Annotated in this window: 22 protein-coding genes; 9 read left to right on the plus strand and 13 right to left on the minus strand. The window is 75.1% G+C overall.

Annotation, left to right across the window (positions count from 1 at the left end):
* Window positions 1–15 precede the first annotated feature (15 nt).
* From AB0O53_RS00180 to AB0O53_RS00205, 6 genes are all read right to left on the minus strand, one after another.
* Window positions 16–1203 carry a serine hydrolase gene (locus AB0O53_RS00180; RefSeq protein WP_365193114.1) on the minus strand — a complete coding sequence of 396 codons (1188 nt, stop codon included), beginning with the start codon at window positions 1201–1203 and terminating at the stop codon, window positions 16–18.
* A gap of 133 nt (window positions 1204–1336) precedes the next feature.
* The gene (locus AB0O53_RS00185; RefSeq protein WP_350991775.1) at window positions 1337–1744 is read right to left on the minus strand and encodes a hypothetical protein; all 408 of its coding nucleotides are present in this window, start codon (window positions 1742–1744) and stop codon (window positions 1337–1339) included.
* Entirely contained in the window at window positions 1738–2508 is a 771-nt protein-coding gene (locus AB0O53_RS00190; protein WP_350991777.1) for a M23 family metallopeptidase, read from the minus strand. Before AB0O53_RS00190 ends, AB0O53_RS00185 begins: the two co-directional genes overlap by 7 nt.
* 67 nt (window positions 2509–2575) lie before the next feature.
* Window positions 2576–3451 carry an NlpC/P60 family protein gene (locus AB0O53_RS00195; protein ID WP_365192337.1) on the minus strand — a complete coding sequence of 292 codons (876 nt, stop codon included), beginning with the start codon at window positions 3449–3451 and terminating at the stop codon, window positions 2576–2578.
* Window positions 3452–3539: 88 nt separating this feature from the next.
* Window positions 3540–4022, minus strand: coding sequence for an RNA polymerase sigma factor (locus AB0O53_RS00200; protein WP_359120240.1), 483 nt, complete (start codon window positions 4020–4022; stop codon window positions 3540–3542).
* Between the two features lie 142 nt (window positions 4023–4164).
* Entirely contained in the window at window positions 4165–4830 is a 666-nt protein-coding gene (locus AB0O53_RS00205; RefSeq protein ID WP_350991783.1) for a M15 family metallopeptidase, read from the minus strand.
* Window positions 4831–5072: 242 nt separating this feature from the next.
* Between AB0O53_RS00205 and AB0O53_RS00210 the strand changes: the two genes are divergently transcribed.
* The 4 genes from AB0O53_RS00210 (at window position 5073) to AB0O53_RS00225 (ending at window position 9729) form a co-directional block, all read left to right on the plus strand.
* Window positions 5073–8348 carry an AfsR/SARP family transcriptional regulator gene (locus AB0O53_RS00210; protein WP_350991785.1) on the plus strand — a complete coding sequence of 1092 codons (3276 nt, stop codon included), beginning with the start codon at window positions 5073–5075 and terminating at the stop codon, window positions 8346–8348.
* A gap of 49 nt (window positions 8349–8397) precedes the next feature.
* On the plus strand, window positions 8398–8844 hold the full coding sequence (locus AB0O53_RS00215) for a hypothetical protein (RefSeq protein ID WP_350991787.1): 447 nt from the start codon (window positions 8398–8400) through the stop codon (window positions 8842–8844).
* Between the two features lie 101 nt (window positions 8845–8945).
* Entirely contained in the window at window positions 8946–9329 is a 384-nt protein-coding gene (locus AB0O53_RS00220) for a hypothetical protein (protein ID WP_350991789.1), read from the plus strand.
* Between the two features lie 31 nt (window positions 9330–9360).
* Window positions 9361–9729 (plus strand): hypothetical protein, encoded by a 369-nt coding sequence (locus AB0O53_RS00225; RefSeq protein WP_350991790.1) that lies wholly within the window; start codon window positions 9361–9363, stop codon window positions 9727–9729.
* A 4-nt stretch (window positions 9730–9733) separates the two neighbouring features.
* On the opposite strand, the gene AB0O53_RS00230 is transcribed toward AB0O53_RS00225, so the two are convergent.
* Window positions 9734–10981: an acyl-CoA dehydrogenase family protein gene (locus AB0O53_RS00230; protein ID WP_365192341.1), complete on the minus strand. Its 1248-nt coding sequence runs from the start codon at window positions 10979–10981 to the stop codon at window positions 9734–9736.
* Window positions 10982–11185: 204 nt separating this feature from the next.
* On the opposite strand from AB0O53_RS00230, the gene AB0O53_RS00235 reads away from it, so the two are divergent.
* From AB0O53_RS00235 to AB0O53_RS00245, 3 genes are read left to right on the plus strand one after another with little or no spacing between them, the layout of a single operon-like run.
* The gene (locus AB0O53_RS00235; RefSeq protein ID WP_350991792.1) at window positions 11186–12988 is read left to right on the plus strand and encodes a CoA transferase; all 1803 of its coding nucleotides are present in this window, start codon (window positions 11186–11188) and stop codon (window positions 12986–12988) included.
* Complete coding sequence (locus tag AB0O53_RS00240) at window positions 12985–14643, plus strand: AMP-binding protein (RefSeq protein WP_365192343.1); 1659 nt, start codon at window positions 12985–12987, stop codon at window positions 14641–14643. The genes AB0O53_RS00235 and AB0O53_RS00240 overlap by 4 nt, the downstream gene beginning before the upstream one ends.
* Before the next feature lie 37 nt (window positions 14644–14680).
* Complete coding sequence (locus AB0O53_RS00245) at window positions 14681–15556, plus strand: DUF1963 domain-containing protein (RefSeq protein WP_365192345.1); 876 nt, start codon at window positions 14681–14683, stop codon at window positions 15554–15556.
* Window positions 15557–15578: 22 nt separating this feature from the next.
* On the opposite strand, the gene AB0O53_RS00250 is transcribed toward AB0O53_RS00245, so the two are convergent.
* From AB0O53_RS00250 to AB0O53_RS00265, 4 genes are all read right to left on the minus strand, one after another.
* The gene (locus AB0O53_RS00250) at window positions 15579–17276 is read right to left on the minus strand and encodes a WG repeat-containing protein (RefSeq protein ID WP_350991798.1); all 1698 of its coding nucleotides are present in this window, start codon (window positions 17274–17276) and stop codon (window positions 15579–15581) included.
* 119 nt (window positions 17277–17395) lie between these two features.
* Complete coding sequence (locus AB0O53_RS00255) at window positions 17396–18202, minus strand: metal ABC transporter solute-binding protein, Zn/Mn family (RefSeq protein ID WP_365192348.1); 807 nt, start codon at window positions 18200–18202, stop codon at window positions 17396–17398.
* Window positions 18160–19038 (minus strand): metal ABC transporter permease, encoded by an 879-nt coding sequence (locus AB0O53_RS00260; RefSeq protein WP_365192350.1) that lies wholly within the window; start codon window positions 19036–19038, stop codon window positions 18160–18162. The genes AB0O53_RS00255 and AB0O53_RS00260 overlap by 43 nt, the downstream gene beginning before the upstream one ends.
* The gene (locus AB0O53_RS00265) at window positions 19035–19670 is read right to left on the minus strand and encodes a metal ABC transporter ATP-binding protein (protein ID WP_350991804.1); all 636 of its coding nucleotides are present in this window, start codon (window positions 19668–19670) and stop codon (window positions 19035–19037) included. Before AB0O53_RS00265 ends, AB0O53_RS00260 begins: the two co-directional genes overlap by 4 nt.
* 190 nt (window positions 19671–19860) lie before the next feature.
* On the opposite strand from AB0O53_RS00265, the gene AB0O53_RS00270 reads away from it, so the two are divergent.
* Together AB0O53_RS00270 and AB0O53_RS00275 are read left to right on the plus strand one after the other, a co-directional pair.
* Window positions 19861–21282, plus strand: coding sequence for a tyrosinase family protein (locus AB0O53_RS00270; protein ID WP_350991806.1), 1422 nt, complete (start codon window positions 19861–19863; stop codon window positions 21280–21282).
* A gap of 152 nt (window positions 21283–21434) precedes the next feature.
* Window positions 21435–21668, plus strand: a complete 234-nt coding sequence (locus AB0O53_RS00275; RefSeq protein ID WP_365192352.1) for a hypothetical protein — start codon at window positions 21435–21437, stop codon at window positions 21666–21668.
* 32 nt (window positions 21669–21700) lie between these two features.
* On the opposite strand, the gene AB0O53_RS00280 is transcribed toward AB0O53_RS00275, so the two are convergent.
* Both AB0O53_RS00280 and AB0O53_RS00285 read right to left on the minus strand, forming a co-directional pair.
* Window positions 21701–22117 carry a VOC family protein gene (locus AB0O53_RS00280; protein ID WP_350991810.1) on the minus strand — a complete coding sequence of 139 codons (417 nt, stop codon included), beginning with the start codon at window positions 22115–22117 and terminating at the stop codon, window positions 21701–21703.
* Window positions 22118–22301: 184 nt separating this feature from the next.
* Complete coding sequence (locus tag AB0O53_RS00285) at window positions 22302–22742, minus strand: molybdopterin-dependent oxidoreductase (RefSeq protein ID WP_350991812.1); 441 nt, start codon at window positions 22740–22742, stop codon at window positions 22302–22304.
* Between the last annotated feature and the right edge of the window lie 13 nt (window positions 22743–22755).

Consider the following 22755-nt stretch of genomic DNA (forward strand, 5'->3'; position numbering starts at 1 on the left):
GGCGCGCGGGTGATGTCAGCAGACCGGCACTCCGGGCACCTGGTTCTCGGGCGAGCTGAGATAGATGTTGGTCATGTAGCCGCCGTACTGCGGCAGGTGGGCCCACCAGTCGTTGAGGTAGGGCGGCTGGCTGACCTGCTGGCCGCGCTTCTGGCAGTCGACCAGGACCTCGACTCCGGCGGGCAGCGTGGTCATCGCGCCCGAGGCGGTCGTCGTCTGGGTGCGGACCCGGACACCACTGCCCCAGGTGCCGACCCAGGTGCCGGCGGGGCGGGAGGCTCCGGGGACGTTCAGCGACCGGGTCAGCCGGCCGATGTCCGTGTAGGCCTTGCCGTAGGACGTTCCGCCGGGGTGCAGGGTGAAGACCGCCACGATCGAACGGTCGCCCGCACCCACCACACCCGTCGAGTGCAGCGCCGGACGGGAGAGGTCCACGGCGTCGGCGCCCGCCGGCGCCGGGGCAGCCGCTCCCTCCGGTTCGCCCGCGGCGGCCGCCGCCTTCGCGGTCGGTGCCGTGCAGCCGCCCGAACTGAAGCCCGACCAGCCCTGCTTGACGGCCCAGGGGCGGTTGAAGGAGCCTGCGATGCCGAAGTGCTGGTCGTAGCCATCGGTGGCGCAGCGGGTGGACTGCCGCAGGTTGCCGAGGAGGTAGTCGCGCGTCGCCGCCGGGGCGGAGTCCAGCAGGTGGCGGTAGATCTTCACGGTGTCACGGGCCGAGAGGGCCGTGTAGCCCCAGTAGCCGGGGTGGGTGGCCGGAGGCCGGGCGGTGTCCGTCAGGCCGAGCCGGGTGACCATCCGGTCGACGATCGCCCCCGAGCCGTTGGCGGACCAGAACGTGCTCGCGGCCGTGTCGTCGCTGCCGCGCAGCATGGTGTCGATCCGGGCCCGGTCGGCGGCCGACAGGGCTTCGGGGCTGCGGTTCCACAGTACGTCCAGGGCGATCAGCAGCTTCACCACCGACGCGGACCTGAACGGGGCCGCGGTGTTGAGCTGTTCGGTGAAGGCGCCGGTCTGGCGGTCGAAGACGGCAACGCCCGCCGTCACCCCGGCGGGCACCTCGGCCTGGACCGACGCCGGGCGCGCCGAGCCGGACTCGTCGGCGGAGGCCGCGGAGACGGCGGTCGCGGTGGTGCACAGGAGTGCGGCGAGGGCGGTGGTCAGCACGCCCGCCCGTACGGCGCTCCGTGTGGTGCTCAAGGTCATCATGGGCGTCCTCGAAATCGGTGGGGAGAGAAGGCGAGAGGGAAGTGGAGGCGGATGCCCCCGGGACCGGTCGTGGTCCCGGGGGCATCCGGTCGGTGCGGGTGCGGGTGCGGGTGCGGGTGCGGACCGCCGGTCAGCAGGTCGGCAGGCCCGAGTCGGGCTCGTCGTTGCCGCCGCCGACGAGGAAGATCTCGCTCATGTAGGCGGACTTGGCCATGCCCACCGCCGGGGTCTTGACCCACCAGGTGTGCCAGTAGTCGCCGTAGGTCGCACGGCCGCCCCTGACCTGGCACTGCACCCTGAGGACGCCGCCGTCGGGCGATGTCGAGCTGACCGGGGCCTGCGGATCGGGGGCGGTGCGCAGGTTGACGCCCGAGCCCCAGATCGGGCACAGGAACGTGCCCGGGTAGTTCCGGTCGGGCGTGCAGGGCGCCGAGTCGGCGGCCTGCGCCGACGAGGTGAGGCCGGGGGAGAGGAGCAGCGCCGTGGCGAGGGCCACCGCCGCGGCGCCCTTCCTGCCGGCGGACGCGCCGGTCAGCATGTGGCCACGCCCGGCAGCCAGGCGGCCGGGTGGTCGATGTAGATGTTGGAGATGTAGCCGCCGAGCGCCGGGATGTAGGACCAGGCGTCGTTGGTGTAGCCCTCGGCGGTGACCGAGTCGCCCTTCTTCTGGCACTGCACGTAGACCGGCGTCGGCCCGGTCAGGGTGCGCACGACCGCCGCGTTCAGCCGGGCGTCGGCGCGCACCCGCACCGAGGTGCCCCAGGTGCTGAAGTTCGTACCGGGGGTGCCGCTGCCCGGGGTGCACGGCAGGCTCACGCCGCGCTCGGCCAGGTAGGCGACCGGGTCCATGCCCCGGGTGCTGGCCGTGGAGGAGTGCGCCTCGAAGTGCAGGTGCGGTCCGGTGGACTGGCCCTCGGAGCCCATGCGCGCGATCAGCTGCCCGCTGCTCACCCGCTGGTTCACGGAGACGAGGCGCTCGTACATGTGGCCGTACTCGGTGACGGTGCCGTCGTCGTGCTTGATGCGGATCCACTGGCCGTAGCCGCTGGCCGTGCCGGAGACGATGACGGTGCCGGGCCCGGTGGAGTGGATCGGCGTACCGCGGTTGTTGGCGATGTCGACGCCGTCGTGGCCGGAGTGCCAGCCCTGGGTCACCGTGCCGGCCGTCGGGCAGGAACCGGCGTAGCCGGCGGCCTTGGCGGGCGCGGCGGCGGCCTGGCCGGCCGCGAGCGGGACCAGCCCGGCCGCGGTGACCGCGGCGACGAGCAGGCCGATGGACTTGGTGCGCTGGAGTGCGCGCATGGCGGAGTCTCCTCTGTGAGCGATGTGAGCGAACTGAGTGGCGTGAGAAGCGGAGGGAGGGGGTGGGTCAGCAGGTGGGAACCCCGGGCAGCCAGGCCGCCGGGTCGTTGATGTAGATGTTCGAGATCCATGCCTTGTACTTGGGCAGGTACGACCAGGCGTCGTTGGTGTAGCCCTCGGCGGTGACCGTCTCCCCGCGTGCCTGGCACTGCACGTCCACGGCCGTGGGGCCGGGCAGCCGGGAAACGGCCGGCTTCCGGGTTCCGGGCTCGGGACGCAAGCCCACCTGGGTGCCCCAGGTCATGAACCGCTTGGTCTGCGCGGGCGGTTGCTCGCCGCCGGCGATGCGCAGGGCGCCCGCGTACTGGGAGTCCAGCCGTACGTCGCTGACCTTCACGAGCGTCCCGGACTCCCGGGCCTCGACCATCCTGCCGTTGCCGAGGTAGACGGCGATGTGGTGGACGCTGCCGAGGTTGGCCGGGTCCGACCCCCACAGCAGCAGGTCGCCCGGTTGCAGCGGAGCGGTCCCCTGCGCGCGGTCGAAGCGGGCGGTGGCGCCGCTCCACCGGGCCTGGTTCCACGTTCCCTCGGGCAGGGCGATGCCCGCGCCCTGCCAGGCCGCGTACTGCACCAGGTGCGAGCAGTCGAAGCCCCTCACCCGGCTGTCGTGGGCGCCGGGGCCGCCGCCGGGATAGTCCTGGCCGTAGGTCGGCCCGTGGATCGAGCCGCCGCCCCACGAGTACGGCACCCCGATCTGTGAGCACGCGGCGTTGACGATCGCCTGCGCCTGGGCGGGTGCGTCCGCCAGGGGACGGCAGTCGGCGGCGGTCGCGGCGGCCGCGGAGACCGGCGAGGTGGCCGCCGTCGCCGTACCGGTACAGGCCAGGGCGGTGGCGAGCAGCAGTGCTCCTGCCGTCGCGAGCGTGCGGTGGGCGCGGTGCATGGGTCCCCCTCGGGTGGTCGGTGCGCTGTGCGCGGGTGCTGGACTGCTGTGGTGCTGTGGTGCTGTACGGGTCGGCGGCGCCCGGCCGCTATGCGGCCAGCGCGGCACGGATCTTGGCGAGCCCGCGCATGCGGTTGCGCTGCACCGTGCCGCGGTGTGCGCCGAGGCGTTCCCCCGCCATGTCGTGGGTCAGGCCCTCGATGTCGACCAGGATCACGGCCGCCGCCTCCTTGGGGGACAGCCCGCGCAGCAGCGCGGCCGTCACCGCCTCGGCCTCCCTGCCGGCGAAGCCGCCGTCCCAGCCGCGTTCGGGCAGCCGGTCGGTGCAGCGTTCCTGGCGCGAGGGGTGCCGCCACAGGTCGCGCTGGAGGTTCAGCGCCGCCGCGCAGGTGTAGGCGTACGGCTGCTGCTGGCGCGTCAGGGTGCTGGCGCGTGCCCGGCGGGAGAGCCTCAGGTACGTCTCCTGCAGGAGGTCGTCGGCGTCGTGGGGATTGCCGGTCAGGGCCAGCAGCCGGCGCCGCAGCCTCGGCATCACGGCGGTGAACGCCTCGTCGAACTCGGCGGCGGTCATGTGGTCGGCGAAGGCCGTCGCGCCGGCGCTCGCGCCGGTGCTCGTGCTGGTGCTCGGCGTCGTGGCTTCGCAGGCCTCGGGCGGCGTGGTCGCCGCCGCGGTGCGGGTGTTGTCCATGGTGTTCCCCCGGGGTCCGGCTGTCTCAGGCTGTGGTGGGGCTCAGGGAGGCGGGTCCGTACTTGGCCGCCGACGCCCGGGTCAGGAGTGCCCAGTACCGGTCCCCGTACGACCAGTGCCACCACTCGGTCGGGTAGTTGACGAACCCCGCGGCCGTCATGGCCCGGCCCATCGCCGCCCGGTTGGCGCGGGCGTCGGCACCGACGTTGAGCGCACCCGTCCGGCACGCGCCCGCGCTCTCCTCGGGGGTCGCGTTGACCTCCGTACCGAGCGGCAGCTCGCCGCCGTCGTCGGTGCACAGCGTCAGATCGACCGCACCGCCGCTGACGTGCGGGGCGACCTCCGGGGGCGAGATGTACGCGCTGGCCAGCTCGCGGATCCGGTCCGGTCCGGCGTCCGGATGCGCCGTGCGCAGGGTCGACGCGTACGCGTCGAAGTAGCGGCGCTGCAGGGCGGGCGGCCGGAAGCCCTCCACCATCAGCAGGCGGATGCCCGGGGGGAGTGCCTCCTGGGCGAGCAGGAGCCGGCGCAGCACGTCGGCCCGGAGATGGGCGTACGAGCCGTCGTGGTCGGTCTGCCGCGGGTCGACGCGCAGTGCGCCGAACTCCCTGGCGTCGACCAGGGGTTCACCGTTGTCGGTGACACGCGTGGCGGCGACCCGGGGGTCCGAGAGGAGGATGATGTCCGTCACGCTCACAGCGTCGGGGCGGGCGCTGCAGGATCGATGCAGATCCTCTGCAGAGCGCCTGCAATCCCTGCAACGCCGGGAAGGGGAACGGGAACGGGCCATCCGCACCGGCCGAGCCGATGGTTTCGGCCAGCCTGCGCCCCGCATCGGTGATCCGTGAAACCGGGGGTCCGCTGTGGGGCGTGCAGCTCATTGGGGGGCCGACACGTTGTCCCCGACTGCGGAACGTGAAATCGGGTGACACGGTGGACGTTTGCCTTCTGGGTCCGGTCGAGGTGCTGAGCGGCGGTCACCGGATCGCGCTGAAGGGTGCCAAACCGACCGCGATCCTCGCGGCTCTCGTCGTGCACCTGGGTGAGGTGCTGTCCGCCGAGCGGCTGGTCGATCTGGTCTGGGAGGAGGAGCCGCCCGCCACGGCGCGGGCGCTCGTCGCGTCGCACGTCTCCGCACTGCGCCGGGCCCTGGCCGGTACGGAGGGTGCGGAGGCCATCCGCACCCGCTCCCCGGGCTACGTCGCCGAGTTCCCGCCCGCCGCCGTGGACGTCCGCTGCTTCGAGAAGGCGTTCGCGGCCGGCCGGAGGGCTGCCGTCGAGGGCCGGGCCGAGGAGGCCGTCGAGATCCTGCAGGCGGCGTCGCGCCTGTGGCGCGGCCGGGACGCCCTGGAGGGGCTCGGCCAGTCCTTCGCCCGTGTCGAGGCCATGCGCCTGACGGAACTCCGCCTGGAGGCACAGGAGTTCCGCTTCTCCGCCGAACTGGACCTGGACCGTCGTACGGATCTCGTCTCCGAACTCGTCGCCCACGTCGCCGCCCACCCGCTCAGGGAGCGTCCGCGCGGCCAGCTGATGACCGCCCTGTTCCGCACCGGCCGGATGCCCGACGCGCTGCGCTGCTACGACGAGGGCCGCCGGCTGCTCCGCAGTGAACTGGGCGCGGACCCCGGCCCGGAACTGCGCGCGCTGCACCAGGCCCTGCTGCGGTCGGACACGACGGTGCTGGGGCCACCGGCCGCCCGAAGAGCCGCCCTCGCCGGCGAGCGGCCCGTACCCGCACCGGAGGTGGCGGCGCAGCGCCCGGGCGAGGACGGGCCGGCCACCGGTGCGGGCCTGCCGGCGGCGCGCCCCGCCGAACGGTCCCACGAGCTCGCCGGCCATCCGGTGCCCACTCAACTCCCGCCGGACGCCGCCGACTTCATGGGTCGGGTCGAACAGACGGCCTGGGCCACCGCCCTGCTGGAGGAGGTGCGCAACCCGCTGCGCACCGCGCCGCCCATCGGAGTGATCTCCGGACGGTCGGGCACCGGCAAGACCGCACTGGCCGTCCACGTCGGCCACCGCACCGCCGCACTCTTCCCCGACGGACAGCTCTTCGTGGACCTGCGGGCCTCGGACTCCGAGCCGGTACGGACCGCCGACGCCCTGGCCAGACTGCTGCGCGCCCTCGGGGTGGACCCCGAGACCCCGGCGCGCGACGAGGAGGACCTCCTCGGGTTGTACCGCACGCACATTGCGCGCCGCCGGGTCCTGCTCGTCCTCGACAACGCTGTCAGCGAGGCGCTGCTGCGCCCGCTGCTCCCGCCGGGCGGCGGCTCGGCCGTGCTGATCACCGCCCGCCGCCGGCTCGTCGCGCTGGAGGGCGCCGCCCACCTCGACCTGGGGGTGCCGGCCGAGACGGAGGCGCTGGACCTGCTGGCTCGCGTCGCCGGTCCGGCCCGGCCCGCGCTGGAACCCGAGCGGGCCGCCGAGATCGTCGCGCTGTGCGGCCGGCTCCCGCTCGCCGTCCGCATCGCCGGAGCCCGCCTGGCCGCCCGCCCCCACTGGACACCGGCCCGGCTCGTGTCGCGCCTGCGGGACGAGCGCCGTCGGCTGGACGAACTGCAGGCGGGCGACCTGGAAGTGCGCGCGAGCCTCGGAATGGGCTACGCGGACCTGGACCGGCAGGAGCAGCGGGCCCTGCGCCGCCTGGCCCTGATGGATCTGCCCGACTTCGCCGCGTGGGTGGCCGGACCGCTCCTGGACGTGGGCGAGGACGACGCCGAGGACGCGGTGGAACAACTCGTGGACTGCCACTTCGTGGAGGTCGTGGGCACCGACGAGACGGGCCGGACGCGCTACCGGATCCACGACCTGGCGCGCGAGTACGCCCGGGAGCGCTGCCTGGCCGACGAGGCCCGGGAGGAACGGGAGACGGCCGTCCGCAGACTGGTCGACCGCTGGCTCGACATGGCCCGGACCGCGGCGGCCCACGGCCCGGGCGGCGCGTCACGGCTGCTGCCCGGCACCGCCGCGGGCGGGGCGCGGCGGGTCGGGGACGGGCCGGCAGGGGACCCGGGCGGGCCGGCCCGCCCGGCGGACGAGCCGGCCGCGTGGTTCGCCGCCGAGCAGCCGTGCCTGCTGGCCGCCGTCATCCACTGCGCGGACCACGGAATGTTCGACGCCGCCCGCGAACTCGCCGCCACCCTCATGGCCGCCTCCGCGGCGCTCTACAACCGGTTCGACGCCTGGTCCCGTTCCCACGACGTGGCCCTGGCGGCGGTCCGCCGGGGCGGGGACGTCGAGGGCGAGGCCTGGCTGCTGAACGGCCTGGGCCAACTCCGGCTGGAACAGGACCGCTTCGACGAGGCGTACGCCTTCTTCGCCCTGGCACTGGATCTGTTCGAGGAACGCTCGGTGCGCACCGGATGCGCGGACGCGCGGGCCGGCATGGGCGCGGCCCGCCGCGAACAGGCCCGCTTCGACGAGGCGCTGCACCTGCTGACCTCGGCGCTCGAACAGTACCGGGAGCCGGAGGACGGCCCGTCCATGGCCCACGTGCTGTACGGCATCGGGTTCGTCCACCGGGAGCAGGGCCGCGACGAGGAGGCGTGGGAGGCGATCTCCCGCGCCCACCGCCTGTACGTCACCGCCCGGGACCGGCACGGCGAGGCGCTCGCCCTGCGCTCCCTGGGCCTGTGCCACCGGGCGCGGGGCGACCTTCCGGCTGCGGAGGCCCTGCTGCTGCGCTCCCTCGCCCTCTTCGAGGAGACGGACGACGCCTTCGGCGTCATGTACGCGAGCCTGTCGCTGGCCAAGGTCGAGTTCCGGCAGGGCCGGCTGGCCGAGCCCCGGCGGCGGCTCGACCGGTGTCTGGAGATCACCCGGGGGCGTCAGGACATGTTCGGCGAGGCCCTCGTCCTGCGCACCATGGGCGAGTGGCATCTCGCCGCGTCCGACGGGGAGACGGCGACCGAGATCCTGGGCCAGTCCCTCGGACTGTGGGACAAGCTGCAGCTGCCGCTGTGGCGGGCCCGCACCCTGCGGGACCTGGCCCGCGCCGCACGGGCCGAGGGCCGGACCGCGACGGCGCGCGCGTGCGAACAGGAGGCGTACGAGGTCTTCCGCCGGCTCGGCGCCCGCGAAGCGCTGGAGGTCCCGCAGCCGGGGGACGCTCCCGGGGCGCCGGGGCAGCCGCCGCGGGACGGGCCGGCCGGCCCGGCGGGCACCGGCACTCATACGGGAGGGGGCCGTCCCCCGTCGCCGGTGTGAACGGCGCGGCGCCCGCCGCCCCGTACCACTGTCGGAAGAGGCTTCCACCATGGCGCACACGTCACCACGCATACGCCGGGCACTGGCCACGGCCGTCCTCGTCACCGCCGCGGCGCTGGCCGGTCCCGCGACCGCGTCGGCGACCGGGCAGTCGGCGGCGGCCGTGCGGCCCGCCGCGGCAGGGGCCTCGGCGATGGGCTTCACGGAGGTCCACGTGTGGGCGACCGGAGTCAACGTCCGCAACGCCGACTCGGGAGTCCCCTTCGAGACGTGCAAGACCTACCCCTCCCGGCAGAACTGCCACGTCGTGGCAACGCTGTCCCGCACCACCGTGACCGCCTACTGCCAGAAGCAGGGCGAGGTCATCAGCGACTCGGGCTACAGCAGCCGGTGGTGGACGTACCTGAAGGCGCCGAGCGGATATTGGGGCTGGGTGAACAACGTCTACATCACCGGGGACGAGCACCTGGCCCACGTCGACGACTGCACGTTCTGACGGGAAGCACCCGCGAAAGACGGCCGCGGCACGGTCATACGGACGCACCGTCCCGGCCGTCCCCGTACCGAACGCGAACGCTCACGACACAGGGGACCACCATGGCGAATCGATCCACCGGGCCGGCGGCGGCGGGGCTGGCGCTCGGCGCGGCCCTCGCCCTGCTCGGCACCGCCGCAGGGACCGCGCAGGCCGCACCGTCCCGCACCGACGGTCACGCGACGACCGTGCAGGCCCACAGCAATCTGCGCGACGCCCCCAGGACCAACAGCCGGATCTGGGGCACCACGACGAAGGTGACCGAGGCCGGCATCGCGTGCCACACCCGGGGCCAGCGCGTCACCGCGGGCGGATACACCACGGACGTCTGGTACTTCGGCACCGTCATCGACTACGACATCGGCCACATCTACAGCAACGTGTGGATGTGGGGCGGCAACGTGAACGTCGGCGCCGACCCGGCCCCGGGCATACCCGTCTGCTGATGCCGCACCCGACCGAACCGAGGAGCACCTCATGACGAGGCGAAGCATGTCCACCGCGGCCGCCGGGCTCGTGCTCGGCACGGCCGTCTCCCTGCTCGCTGCCGCCGGCCCGGCCGGGGCCGCGCCGTCCGCCATCAGCGGCCACGCGACGACGGTGCAGGCGGGCAGCAACGTGCGCAGCGGCCCCTTCCTGGTGGCCCGCCTCTACGGGACCACGACGAAGGTGACGCCCGCGAACATGGACTGCTGGCTGGAGGGCGACGAGACCACCGCGGGCGGGTACACCACCCGCATCTGGTACCGCGGCACCGTCACCGGCTACCCCTACAGCAACGCATGGGTGTGGGGAGGCAACGTGAACGTTGGCGCCGATCCGGCGCCCGGCATCCCCCGCTGCTGACCGCTCACCCCGCCGGGTCCCCGGATCCGCAGGCGACGGCCCGGCCGGTGCGGCCGTGGGCGCGCAGCACCCGCCGGGCGACCGAGGTGATGTGGAGCTCGTCCGGGCCGTCGAGGATCCGGGCGGCCCGGCCGGTGCGGAAGAGGGCCGGGAGCGGGCTGTCCGGGCCGAGGCCGGCGGCGCCGTGGAGCTGGATGGCGGAGTCGGTGACCTGCTGGAGCATCCGGGCGGCGGCGACCTTGGCCAGCCCCACCTCCGTGCGCGCGTCCCGTCCCGCGGCGATGAGCGCCGCCGCCTCCCGGACCAGGGGGCGGGTGGTGCGCAGCGCCAGCAGGGCGTCGAAGACATGGGCCTGCACCAGCTGCTGGTCGGCGAGCGGCCCGCGGGACCCGTCGTGCGTGGCGGCCCGCTCGCACATCAGGTCGAAGGCCCGCTGTGCCTGGCCGAGCCAGCGCAGGCAGCGCAGCGTACGGCCGAGCCGGAGCCGCTCGCCGGCGATCGCCAGTGCCTCGCCGGGCTCCCCGACAAGGTGGCAGGCCGGCACCCGCACCCCGTCGAGGGCGATCTCGTACTGGCCCGGGGCGCCCAGCACGGGGAGTTCGCGCACCACGCGGAAGCCGGCGGAGCCGGTGGGGACGAGCAGCAGCGACAGCCCCTCGCGGTCCCCGGCGGCCCCGGAGGTCCGGGCCAGGACGGTCACCAGGTCGGCGCCGGCGGCGCCCGAGGTGAACCACTTGCGGCCGGTGACCAGCCAGCCCCCGTCCGGCTGCCGTTCGGCGCGGGTGGCGGTCCGCGACGGATCGGTGCCGGGCACCCCCGGCTCGGTCATCGCGTAGCAGGTGCGCACCTCCCCGGCGACCAGCCGCTCCAGGTACGCCTCGCGCACCTCGGGCCGCCCGTACCGCGCCAGCATCGTCACGTCGAGCAGCGGGGCGGACCCCAGCGCGGCGGGACCGTGGTCACTGGCCCCCTCGGCCTCGGCGAGCTCGGCGTAGGCACCGAAGGACAGTCCGCCGCCGCCCAGTTCGGCAGGGAGCGGCAGTGCCCACAATCCCTCGGCCCGGGCCTCGGCGCGCAGGTCGGCCAGCGCCTCGGCGGCCCCGGGGCCACCCCCGTCCAGCACGGACTCCCGGGGGAAGACCCGCTTGCGGACGAACCGGGAGACCCGGGCGACCCGTTGCGCCGCTGCGGCCGCTTCCGGCTCCTCCCGTCGAGCCGGTCCGGCGGATCCGTCCGTACGGGGATCTTCCACTGTGTGCCTCCTCCTGCCCGGGAACTTCCGGGACGCGTGCGAACTGCCGGAAGGTTTCGGCGGACCGGCGCGAACTCGCGGGAACTCGCACGAACGACCGACCGACTGTCTGTTCGTGGAACTGGTCGGGCGCGGACGCTCCCGGGTTCCCGCATCCCGCAAGACCCGGGCCGCGGCCACCGCCGCGGCCAGGAGAGGAGAGGCATGGCGTCACCGGCAACCACGCGGACGGTCCGGCCGCTCGACACACTGCGCTTCGACACCTCGGGGCCGCCGCAGATCACCGGCGTCGTCGCCGATCACCTGCGGCTGCTCGGCGCGCGGACGGACCGCGGCGGCCCGGCCGGTCACGGGCAGGCGCCCGCCGCCGGCACCACGCTCACCGGCGGCGGCTTCGAACCGGCGCACGCCACCGCCGGCTGGGCGGACCCCGCGAGCGGGCTCGTCGACGAGGCCACCGTGCAGGCCGCCACCGGCATGATGGCCGTGCACGGGCGGCGCGACGGCACCCCGCGCGGCCTGGCCGTCGACTACGCGGCCACGGCCACCGCCGTCCTGACGGTGCAGGGCCTGCTCGCGAACCTGGTGGGCCAGGCCCGCGGCGGCGCCGCCGCCCGGGTCACCACCGGCGCGGACCGGGCCGGACTGCTCGCCGTCTCCCAGTACCTGGCGGCGGCCGGTGCCGACGAGGGCGAGGCGGCCGACATCGCCCCCGGCGGACCGCCGTTCACCTCCGCCGACGGCATCCTCTTCGAACTGGAGACGCTCGACCCGGGCGCCTGGGCGGCCTTCTGGAAGGCGCTGGAGGCACCCGGGGAAGCCCTCCGGACCGGCTGGCGGCCCTTCCAGTTCCGCTACGCCACCGCCTGCGCGCCCCTCCCGGCAGCCCTCCACGCCACCGCGCGGTCCCACGACTGGGACCGGATCCGCCGGGCCGCGGCCGTCTCCGGCGCCGAGGTGTGCGCGCTGCGCTCCCTCGCGGACCGGGCCGCGGAACACGACGGCGCCGCACCCTGGTTCCTCACCCCGGCGCCGGGCCGGGCGGCGCCCGGGGCACCGGGACCGGGGCGCACGCCCCTCCCGACGGCCGCCCGGCCGCTCGCCGGGCTGACCGTGCTGGAAGCCGGCCGCCGCATCCAGGCGCCGCTCGCCGCACACCTGCTCGGGCTGCTCGGCGCCGACGTGATCCGCATCGAACCGCCCGGCGGCGACCCGCTGCGCGGCATGCCCCCCGCCTGTTCGGGGATCTCCGCCCGCTGGCTCGCCCTCAACCGCGGCAAGCGGGCCGTCGAGGTCGACATCAAGGCGGAGGCGGACCGAGACCGGCTGCGGGAGATGGCGGCGCACGCCGACGTCTTCCTGCACAACTGGGCGCCGGGCAAGGCCGCCGCCCTCGGCCTCGACGCCGACGACCTCGCACGGGTCAACCCCGCGCTCGTCCACGCGTACACCAGCGGCTGGGCCGGCCGGCTCGACGGCGCCCCCATGGGAACGGACTTCATGGTCCAGGCCCGTACGGGGGTCGGCGAGGCCGCCCGGCCCGAGGGCGAGATCCCCGCGCCCTCGCTGATGACCCTCCTCGACGTCCTCGGCGGACTGCTCGGCGCCGAGGCCGTCCTCGCCGGGCTGCTGCTGCGCGAACGCACCGGCCGCGGCGTACGGGTCGACTCCTCCCTGCTCGGGGCGGCCGACACCCTCACCGGCCCCGCCCTGCGCCGGGCGGCCCGCGGGGCGAACCCCCGCCGCCCGGCCGGATTCCGCCACCCGCTGGCCACGGCCGACGGCTGGATCGCCCCCGCCGACGCCGATGCCCGCGCCGCGGCCGGCCACGACCTGCGCGGCCTGCCCACGGGCGAGGCCCTGTCCCGGCTGCGCGCGCACGGCCTGGCCGCCGCCGCCGTCACCACCGAACTGTCCGACCTGCACCACGACCCGCGCTTCGCCGGCTCGATCGGCCGCGACGCGCACGGCGCCCCCGCAGTCCCCGACCCCTGGAGCTTCGTATGACCGCCGACAGGCTCGTACTGCGTGACCTGCTGCCCGCCGAACTCCGCCGCTCCTGGGTGGTCGACGGCACCTGCCCCGACCTCGACCTCTACAGCCTCTTCCGCGCCCGCCAGATCGCCGACCTGCACCGCACCGCCGTCATCGACGCCAAGGGCAAGCTCTGCTACACCGCCCTCGACCGCAAGGTCCGATGTCTGGCCACCGGCCTGCGGGAACTCGGGATCGGCCCGGGCGACGTGGTCGGCGTCCAGCTGCCCGACGGCCGGAACGCCGTCATCGCCGACCTGGCGCTGGCCGCCCTCGGCGCGGTCTCGCTGCCCTTCCCCGTCGGCCGGGGCGTCCTGGAGGCCGAGTGCCTGCTGCGCCGGTCCGAGGCCGTCGCCGTCATCGCCGCGACCGAGCACCGCGCGTTCCGGCACGCGGCCGATCTGCGCACCCTGGCCGGGGCGCTGCCGCGGCTGCGGCACGTCATCGCCGCCGGTCGGCCGGACACCGTCCCCGGCGGAACGATTCCGCTGGCGGAGCTGCTGCGCCGCGACCCCGCCGGGTTCGTGCCCGCCCGCCCCGACCCCGACAGCGCCGCGCGCATCCTCGTCTCCTCCGGCTCCGAGGCGGAGCCCAAGATGATCGCGTACTCGCACAACGCGCTGGCCGGCGGCCGCGGCAACTTCCTGGCCTCCCTCATCCCCGACGGAACCCCGCCGCGCTGCCTCTTCCTCGTCCCGCTGGCCTCCGCCTTCGGGTCCAACGGCACCGCGGTCACCCTCGCCCGGCACGGCGGCACCCTCGTACTGCTCGACCACTTCACCGCGGACGCCGCGCTGGCGGCGGTGCGCGAACACCGGCCGACGCACGTCCTCGGCGTGCCCACCATGGTCCGCATGATGCTCGAACGCCTCGACGAGACGGGCGAGGAGCTGCCGTCGCCCACCGCCGTCGTCCTCGGCGGGGCGCCGCTCGACGAGACCACGGCGGCCGCTGCGGCGCAGGCCTTCGGCTGCTCCGTCGTCAACCTCTACGGCTCCGCCGACGGGGTCAACTGCCATACGGGCCTGGGCAGTACGGTGCCGCCCACCGACGGCTCCGGAGTCGTCGTGGGCCACCCCGACCCGCGGGTCGCCGAGATCCGCATCGCCGACCCCGACACGCACCAGCCGCTCCCCGACGGCGCCGTCGGCGAGATCATCTCGCGCGGCCCGATGACCCCGCTGTGCTACGTCGGCGCCCCCGAGCTGGACGCCCGCTACCGCACGCCCGACGGCTGGGTCCGCACGGGCGACCTCGGCTACCTCGACGCCGAGAGCGTCCTGCACGTCGTCGGACGCCTCAAGGACATCGTCATCCGCGGCGGAGCCAACATCAGCCCGGCCGAGGTGGAGCGGGAACTCACCGCCCACCCCCAGGTCCGCGACGTGGCCTGCGTCGGAGTCCCCGACCCGCTGATGGGGGAGCGGCTCGCCGCCTGCGTCGTGGCCCGGGGGGCACAGGCCCCCACCCTCGCCTCCCTGGGCGAACACCTGACGGGGCGCGGCCTGGAGCGGCGCAAGCACCCCGAGCAGCTCCTCGTCGTCGCGGAACTGCCGCTGACCGCGGCCGGGAAACCGGACCGCGCGGCCCTGCGCCGGCGCCTGACCGAGAGCAGCGCCCTGGTGTAGGGGGTCCGCTGTCCGACCCGGACGGCATGATCGCCGCATGGACCACGAGGACCGGGCACACGTACGGGCGCAGGAGCGGGCACTGCGCGACATCGGCCGCCGCCACCTCGGCGCCGGGGACGCCGAACGCTGGGCCGCGCTGCTGCGGCCCGGCGTACGGCTCGCCGTCGCGGACGAGGAGTGGGACGCCGCCGAGCTGCCGACGGCGGCCCGCCTGGGCGGGCTGCCCCGGCTCCCGGAGGGGACCGACTGGCCGAGCGGCCCCGACGGCGCCCCGCTCTCCTTCGTGGCGGCGGTGGACTGTGCGGCGCTCCCGGCCGACGCGCTCGACCTCGGCCTTCCCGCCGAGGACTCGCTCGCGTTCTTCGCGTCCGTCCACCGGGCCCGGGGCCGGGTCCTGCGGGTGCCCGCGGGGGCCGCCTGCGGCGTGCGCCCGGCGCCGCCCGGAGCGGAGGTGTTCCCTGCCGTGCGGCTGGTCGCACGGCCCGAGTTCACCGCCCCGTTCCCCGACCACCCCCGGGTGCGCGAGGCGTTCGGCCTCCACACGCCGCAGGACTTCTACGACCACCCGGTCAACGACCAGTCCTTCCTCGACGAACTCGCCGAGTACGGGCACCGCTTCGAGCACCGCGTGGGCGGCTACGCGGTGGCCCCGGGCACGGCCGAGTACCAGGTCCTGGGGGCGGACGCGGCGGTGACGGACCCGTCGGCGGCGACCGCGCGCGACATCCTCCGGGCACGGGAGTGGGTCCTGCTGGCGCAGTTCCACCAGGAGAGCGCCGCGGGCATGCCGGGCCGCCCCGGCGACGGCGCCCCGGCCGGCCGCCGCCGCGGGGCCCTCGTGTGGCTGATCCGCGAGGAGGACCTGGCCCGGGGCGACTTCGGCGCCGCCGTGCTCGTGCCCCGGTGGTGACCCGGGCGCCTGCCGGGGCGGGTCAGGCGTCGACGGCGGCCAGCCAGATCTCGATCTCCAGGTCGCCGTCGCCGAGGACCGCCCACTCCTGGAGGACCAGCAGGCGGCCGCCCACCTGCCAGGTGACGGACCGTTCGCCGTCGCCCAGACGCAGGAACACGGACCGCTCGGCCGGCAGCGGCGGGCCGTACGCGGCGCGCAGGCGCTCGGCGACGGTGTCGTGGATCTCCGCGAAGCGCGCGTCCGTCCAGTCCTGGAGGAAGGGGTACTCGGCCAGCGCCTCCGCCTCCAGGAAGACGCTCGCGACCACGTGCACCGCGCCGTGGCACAGGTCCTCCTCGTCGTCCTCGTCCAGCCCGTCGAGGTCGTAGGGGTCCGTGGAGCCGGGGTGGAAGGGCCGCGGCGCGCGCTCCAGGAGCCCGGCGGCGACGGCCGCCGCGTCCCCGTCCCACACGGGGGAGCCGGCCGTGTACCGGCCGGGGTCGCAGAGCAGCTCCGGCCACGCCCGCTCGAAGGTCCCCGGCCGCTCCGTCCCCTCCCACAGGATCCGGCCGGCCGCGTCCCGCAGGGTGACGGACGCCCCGTCGCCGGAGGCCTCGACGCGGCACACGTCCCGGCCGCCGGCGTCGACGTGGACGACCGCGCCGTCACCGGAGACGAACGCCGCGAGCCCGGTGACGTCGTCGAAGCCGACGACCCACCCCTCGCGGTCGGTCAGCGGCTCGCGGTGCGCGGACGGGGCGAACGAGCCGTCCGTGCGCAGCACCCCCCACCGGGGTGTCCCGTCGTCCACACAGGCGACGGCCGCCCCGCAAGGGGAGAAACGTTCCACCCAGGCGTAGTGCGGCTCGATCACCTGCCGTCCGGCCGGATCGACGAACCCCCGGGCGAAGCCGTTGCCGACCTTCAGCAGGCCGCACCACAGCGCGTCGTCCATCTCGCTCTCGCGCCGGAGCACCCGCTCGCCCCGGCGGTCGACGAACCCGGCGAAGGAGTCCCCCGGCCCGCCGCCGACGGCGTACGCCAGCCCGTTCTCGTCGAAGGACTCCAGCAGCCGGAAGCACGGCTCGGTGATCCATTCCCCCGCGGTGTCCACCAGCCCCCACAGCTCGCCGATGCGCACCGGCGCCGCCCCGCCCGCGCCGAACGGGCGCGCCCCGTCGAACCGGGGCGCGATCACGGAGCGCCCTTCGCGGTCCACGTACCCGCAGGGCCCGCCGGCCACCGGCCGTACGGGTGCCAGACCGGCCGGCCCGAAGCGTCCGGCCGCGTCGAAGCCGCCGGCCACCACCCGGCCCGTGGGATCCGCGTAGCCGGCGCCGTCCTCGGTACGGACCACGGCCAGCCCGTGGTGGAACTCCTCCGCCCCCAGGAAACGGGCCGCCACGACCGCAGCGCCGGACGGGTCCGCGTAGCCGAACAGGCCCGCCCGGCGGAACCGGGAGAGCCCGGCCGCGTCGAACGCCCCGGCCCACTCCAGCCCGGGCGCTGTGATCCAGCGGCCCCGGCCGTCCAGGTAGCCCCACAGCCCGGCCCGGTCCGCCGCGGGCGCGACCAGGCCGCCCCCGCCGTCCGGGTGGAACGGGCCGACGGCGGTGAGGTCGGGCGCGCGCACGAGCGAGCCCGCCGCGTCGACGAGCGCCACCCGCGTCCCGAACGGGTCGGCGCCCGTCACGGGCACGGCGTACGGCGCGGCGGGCACGGGGCGGTGGGGTGTCACGGACTTCTCCAGGGGGCGCACGGGACCGGAGGTCATTGTCGCGGACCGCCGCGCCGCGCCCCGGTACGGGGGAGGGGCCCGGCGGACGTCCCGCCGGGCCCCTCCCGTACCCCCGGGCGTCAGGGGGTGGCCATGGCCTTCTTCAGCTCCGCCGCCGCGTTGCGGTAGACCGGCAGCAGATCGAGGTCGTCCCCCGGGTAGTTGACGATCTTCACCTGCTTGGCGCCGGAGTCCGGCAGGACCGTTCCCGTCGACATGTGCGCGTTGTCCAGCACCAGCGCGGGCTTCTTCGCGGAGAGTTCGGCGAGCTGCGCCGGGGTCACGGCCTCCGGACCGTAGGTGCCCACCGTGGTGGCGCCCGCGAGCTTCGCCGACCACGCGGTGAAGACCTGGGTCACGACGGACGGGCTGCGGCCGCCGGGCCAGGCGGCCTGCAGGTCCTGGTTCAGCTTCGCGTACTCGGCGTCGAAGCCGGTCTTCCACTGCGCGGCGGACTCCGCCGTGCCGAACAGCCCCGCCAGACGGCCGACTTCGGCGGACACCTTGGCGGGGTCGTTGTCGAGCTCCACCTCGACGAGCTTCGCCTTGGACCCCGCGGCCTCCTTGATCTTCGCGGCGTACGGCTCGAAGGGCGCGTACAGCACGAAGTCGGCCTTGGACACGGCTGCGAGGTCCGAGGGCTTGGGGTCGTAGTCGGGCGCGTGGTGGACGGACTGCGGCACGATGACCTTGATGTCCTCGGCGCCGGCCGCCTTGGCGAAGGCACCCTCCCAGGTGGTCGTGACCACGACGGACGGCTTGCCGGCGCGCGGCTGCTCCTGGCCCTCGCCGGAGGTGGACGAGGTGTCGTTCCCGCAGCCGGCGGTCAGGAAGAGGGCCGCGCTCAGTGCGAGGACGGCAGGGATACGGACGCGGGTGCGCGCCATGAGCTGATTCTCCGTTCGGGTATGAAATGCACCGCGAGGACCACTGCCCCCGCGGTCAGGACGAGGACCGGGCCGGGCGGCCAGTCCAGCCACAGGGCCAGCAGGAACCCCGTCAGGTTCACCGCGACGCCGATGCCGACCGCCCACAGGGTGATCGACTTCAGCGAGCTGCCCAGGCGGCGTGCGGCGAGCGCGGGCAGCAGCGTCAGCGCGTCGACGAGCAGCGCGCCGGTGAGCTTGATGGCCCCGGCGACCGCGACGGCGACCAGGACCAGGAGTACGGCCGTCAGCGCCCGCACCGGGACGCCGGAGCACAGGGCGAGCTCGCGGTCGTACAGCAGCAGGCCGATCTCGCGCCGCCGCCACCAGAACAGGCCGGGGACGGCGACGGCGAGGACCCCGAGGACGACGAGGTCGGGCGTGCCGACGGACAGGATCGACCCCCACAGCAGGGCGAAGGCGCCGGAGGCGTTGACCCCCGACACGGCCAGCAGCAGCAGCGCCGCCGCGATGGCCAGGCTCATCAGCAGCCCCATCGCCCCCGACAGGCCGTCGGGGGTACGGGCGAGCGGTGCCACGCCCGCGCCGGCGAGCGCACACGCCACCAGCGCGCACAGCATGGGGTCGAGCCCGGTGAGCAGGCCCACGGCGATGCCCAGCAGGGCCACGTGCATCATCGCGAACCGGACCGGCATGATGTCGAGCCCGACGATGACGACGCCGATGACCGGCAGCCCGACCGCCGCCAGCAGCAGTGCCACGCCCGCCCGTTGCACGGGCAGGAGCCGCAGGAGTTCGCCGAGGTCGGCGGTGGCCAGGTGCGCGGCCGCGGTCACCGGACCTCCCGCAGCCGGCCCGCGGCCATCTCCAGTACCCGGTCGCAGCGCTCCGCCAGGGTCCGGTCGTGCGTCACCACGATCAGGGTCACCGGCAGCGAGGTGAGGACGTCGGCGGCCTCCGCCTGCCCGTCGAAGTCGAGGGCGGCCGTCGGCTCGTCCGCCAGGAGCAGTTCGGCGCCCGCGGCCACGCATCCGATCGCCCGGGCCAGGTACATGCGCTGCAACTGGCCCCCGGACAGGGTGTGCAGGGGCCGCCCGGTCAGCGACCCCACCCCGAGCCGGTCCGCGGCCTCGGCCGCTTCCGCAGGGGCGTTGCTGCCGGCCAGCAGCTCGGTGCCGAGCAGCGGGAAGCGCCCGGCGGCCGGCTTCTGCGGGATCCAGGCGCAGGCCCGGCGCCGCCACGCCCACTCGGCTGGGGAGCGGCCCTCCCGGCCGCCGACCAGGATCGAGCCCGCCGTCTGGCGGTGCAGACCGAGGACGGCGCGCAGGAGGGTGGATTTGCCCGAGCCGTTGGTGCCGGTCAGCGCCACGCGCTCACCGGCGGCGATCTCCAGGTCCACGTCGGCGACGGCCTCCACCCGGCCGTGCCGGCAGACGACCCCCCGCATGCGCACGTCCAGTCCGCCCATCACACGCCTCTCGATCGTCCTCGGCCGTGCGGGACGGCGCGGTTCCGCCTCCCACGTGCCAGGAGTCGGACGCGGGGCGTCCGCAGTTCCCGGCGCACCGCGACGGATTGCGCCGGTGTCCGCGCGCCGGTTCGATCGGTACATGCCTTTTCGGTAGTTTCCACCCGGTTCCTGATGGAAGGCGGACGTGATGGGCAGCCCTCAGCAGGTGGCGCACGTGCGCAGGAACGTGTGGACCCTCCCGGCCGGCGACCCGACACTCGCCCACTACGCGGCGGCCGTGGCCGAGATGAAGGCGCGTGACCCCGACGACCCCACCGGCTGGAGCTACCAGGCGGCCGTCCACGGGACGGACACCACGCCCCCGAGGCCCCTGTGGAACGCCTGCGAGCACGGCTCCTGGTACTTTCTCGCCTGGCACCGCATGTACCTCTGGTACTTCGAGCGGATCGTCCGCGCGACCGTCGTACGGCTGGGCGGCCCGGCCGACTGGGCGCTGCCGTTCTGGGACTACGGCGCCGACCGCGGGCAGGCCCGGATCCCGCAGGCCTTCCGCGACGCGGAGGGCGGCGCCAACCCGCTGTTCGCCGAGCGGGCCAACCTGGTCAACGAGGGTGAACCCCTGCCCTTCGAGATCACCTCCCCGGCCTACGCGATGGGGCGCACCCGCTTCGTCGGCGAAGCCGAGTTCGGCGGGGGCATCACCCCGGACGGAAGCACCTTCTGGAACCGCAAGGGCGCTCTGGAGGACACCCCGCACAACGCCGTGCACAGCCACATCGGCCGCTGGATGGGCAGGACCGCCACGGCCGCGCTGGATCCGGTCTTCTGGCTCCACCTCGCCAACATCGACCGCCTCTGGTTCCTGTGGTCGGGCCGTGCCGGGCACGGCAACCCCGACGACCCGCGCTGGATCACCCAGGAGTACGAGTTCTTCGACGCGGACGGGAGCCGGCGGAGCCTGGCGGTCTCCGACGTCCTCGACACGGCCGGCCGGCTGGGCTACACCTACGAGTCGCCCGTGCCGATCTCCCCTCCGGTTCCGCTGCCGCCCTCCGCGACGGCGGGCGGCCGGAACGCGGCGGAGCCGCCGGCCCCGCCCCGGCGCCGCGAGATGGCCGGCTCCTCGCAGCACCCGCTGCTCCTCGTCGGCCGCGCCGAGAGCGCCGCCGTGCCGATCGACCGGCGCACCACCGGGCCGCTGGGCGAGGCGTTCGGCGTCGACGGGCAGGGGGCGGACCGCCACGTCTACCTCAACGTCGAGGACATCGAGGGCGACACCCACCCCGACCGGGTCTACGGCATCTACGTGAACCTGCCCGAAGGGGCCTCCGGCGAACGGGCGGAGGGCCACCGGGTCGGCAACCTGTCGTTCTTCGGCATCGAGCGGGCCCAGGACCCGCGGGGCGACGAGCACCCGCACGGCCTGCGGACGAGCGTCGAGATCACCCCGCTCGTGCGCAGGCTCCGGGCGGAGGGCGCCTGGGACGAGGACCGGCTGAGCGTCACGTTCCGTCCGCTCGGAGCGGTGGCCGCGGCGCAGGGGGCGCCGGGCGGGGCCGAGGAGGACCCTCCGGTCGAGATCGGGCGGATCAGCCTCAGCTACACCTGACGCTCCGGGCGGGCGGGCCGAGCCGCCGTGACGCTGCCCGCCGCGACCCGACCCGCCCGCCCGCTCGGCACCGCACCCGCGGGACAATGGCCGGCCCGGGCGGCACCGCCACGGGGCGGGACCGGAGCGAGGACTGCGAAGGGGAACGGTGCATGGCCGCGATCGTGTACTTCCGGAAGATCTCGGAGACCGAGGAGCGCGTGGAGTACGCCTTCGGAGCCGATCCCGACGACTTCGTCCGACGCCTGACCATGGACAAGGAGTCCTGCACCTCGACGGTCCGGGACGCGCGGGTCGACCACACGTTCCTGAGGGCCTCGCGCAGGCTCAACGCCCTGCACGCGGAGCGCGGGGTGTGGCCGGAGCGCGGGATGAGCGTGAGCTGACCCCGGCCTCGCACGCGCCGTCCCTGCGCTCTTCAGTCCGGCAGGTCCTGGAGGTTCAGCTGCCAGGACACCCCGAAGCGGTCGTTCACCCAGCCGAAGCGGGCGCTGAAGCCGTACGAGCCCACGGGCATCAGCTCCTTGCCCCCCTCGGCGAGGGCCGCGTGGAGGCGGTCCAGCTCGGCGGCGCTCTCGCACTCCACGAAGAGGGAGACCGCCGGGGTGAAGCCGAACTCGTGCCGCACGTAGCTGTCGATGCACATGAACCGCTGTCCGGCGAGAGAGAACGTGGCGCGGAGCACCGTGCCCTCCTCGCCGGGGCCGTCGGCGCCGTAGCGGGTGATGTCGACGACCTCGGAGTCGTCGAACAGGGAGGTGTAGAAGGTCAGCGCCTCCTCCGCCCGGCCCTCGAACATCAGGAACGTGGTGATCTTCTGCGGTGCCGAGGCCATCGGGGCGGTCCTCCGGGTGACGGGGCGGGAGCTTCCGGGCCGAGGCTAGAACACGGCACCGACAATCCCGCGAAGGCGGCCCCGGCGGCGCGCGTCCGGCGCGCGGGCGGCCCGGCCGCGGGCTCGCCCGTCGTGGCCCCGGCCACGTCGACCGGGATCTCCCTCGCGACCGGCTGACCCGCCCTCAGATGTCCGGCGCCGCCAGGGCGCCGAACCACACGTGGGTGACCGCGCTGACGTAGCGCGCCCCGCACCGGTCCGAGGGGACCACCAGCTGCGCCCCCGCCTCGTCGAGGTCCTCCCCGTCGAGGCGGGTCGCCAGCAGCACCGGGCTGTCGCCGAAGTCCGCGTCCAGCTCGGCCCAGGCCAGGACGCTGTGGTGGCCGTCGCCGCCGCTGACCGCCAGCAGGAAGCGGGACCGGTCCTTGCGGCGGTCCGCGGCGAAGGCCGGGCCCGCCCCCGCGACCACGTCGCGCAACAGCGCGCCCTCGAAGACGTGGTGCTGGGGGCCGTTGGTGGCGCAGTCGAACACCACCTCCGCGCGGTGCTGTTCCCATGCCCGCAGATCCGCGACGCTCAGCGTCGCCGGGTGGTCCAGGTCTCCGTGCAGCATGAGTTTGGCCATGGCAGTGCGATGC

Origin of the sequence: Streptomyces erythrochromogenes (genome assembly GCF_040684695.1) — a bacterium.
In the GTDB taxonomy this organism is placed as follows: Bacteria; Actinomycetota; Actinomycetes; order Streptomycetales; family Streptomycetaceae; genus Streptomyces; species Streptomyces erythrochromogenes_C.

Coding starts and splice junctions, on each gene's coding strand:
- AB0O53_RS00180 (WP_365193114.1), bottom strand. CDS start 1,203: ATGACCTTGAGCACCACACGGAGCGCCGTACGGGCGGGCGTGCTGACC.
- AB0O53_RS00185 (WP_350991775.1), bottom strand. CDS start 1,744: ATGCTGACCGGCGCGTCCGCCGGCAGGAAGGGCGCCGCGGCGGTGGCC.
- AB0O53_RS00190 (WP_350991777.1), bottom strand. CDS start 2,508: ATGCGCGCACTCCAGCGCACCAAGTCCATCGGCCTGCTCGTCGCCGCG.
- AB0O53_RS00195 (WP_365192337.1), bottom strand. CDS start 3,451: ATGCACCGCGCCCACCGCACGCTCGCGACGGCAGGAGCACTGCTGCTC.
- AB0O53_RS00200 (WP_359120240.1), bottom strand. CDS start 4,022: ATGACCGCCGCCGAGTTCGACGAGGCGTTCACCGCCGTGATGCCGAGG.
- AB0O53_RS00215 (WP_350991787.1), top strand. CDS start 8,398: ATGGCGCACACGTCACCACGCATACGCCGGGCACTGGCCACGGCCGTC.
- AB0O53_RS00220 (WP_350991789.1), top strand. CDS start 8,946: ATGGCGAATCGATCCACCGGGCCGGCGGCGGCGGGGCTGGCGCTCGGC.
- AB0O53_RS00225 (WP_350991790.1), top strand. CDS start 9,361: ATGACGAGGCGAAGCATGTCCACCGCGGCCGCCGGGCTCGTGCTCGGC.
- AB0O53_RS00235 (WP_350991792.1), top strand. CDS start 11,186: ATGGCGTCACCGGCAACCACGCGGACGGTCCGGCCGCTCGACACACTG.
- AB0O53_RS00240 (WP_365192343.1), top strand. CDS start 12,985: ATGACCGCCGACAGGCTCGTACTGCGTGACCTGCTGCCCGCCGAACTC.
- AB0O53_RS00245 (WP_365192345.1), top strand. CDS start 14,681: ATGGACCACGAGGACCGGGCACACGTACGGGCGCAGGAGCGGGCACTG.
- AB0O53_RS00255 (WP_365192348.1), bottom strand. CDS start 18,202: ATGGCGCGCACCCGCGTCCGTATCCCTGCCGTCCTCGCACTGAGCGCG.
- AB0O53_RS00265 (WP_350991804.1), bottom strand. CDS start 19,670: ATGGGCGGACTGGACGTGCGCATGCGGGGGGTCGTCTGCCGGCACGGC.
- AB0O53_RS00270 (WP_350991806.1), top strand. CDS start 19,861: ATGGGCAGCCCTCAGCAGGTGGCGCACGTGCGCAGGAACGTGTGGACC.
- AB0O53_RS00275 (WP_365192352.1), top strand. CDS start 21,435: ATGGCCGCGATCGTGTACTTCCGGAAGATCTCGGAGACCGAGGAGCGC.
- AB0O53_RS00280 (WP_350991810.1), bottom strand. CDS start 22,117: ATGGCCTCGGCACCGCAGAAGATCACCACGTTCCTGATGTTCGAGGGC.
- AB0O53_RS00285 (WP_350991812.1), bottom strand. CDS start 22,742: ATGGCCAAACTCATGCTGCACGGAGACCTGGACCACCCGGCGACGCTG.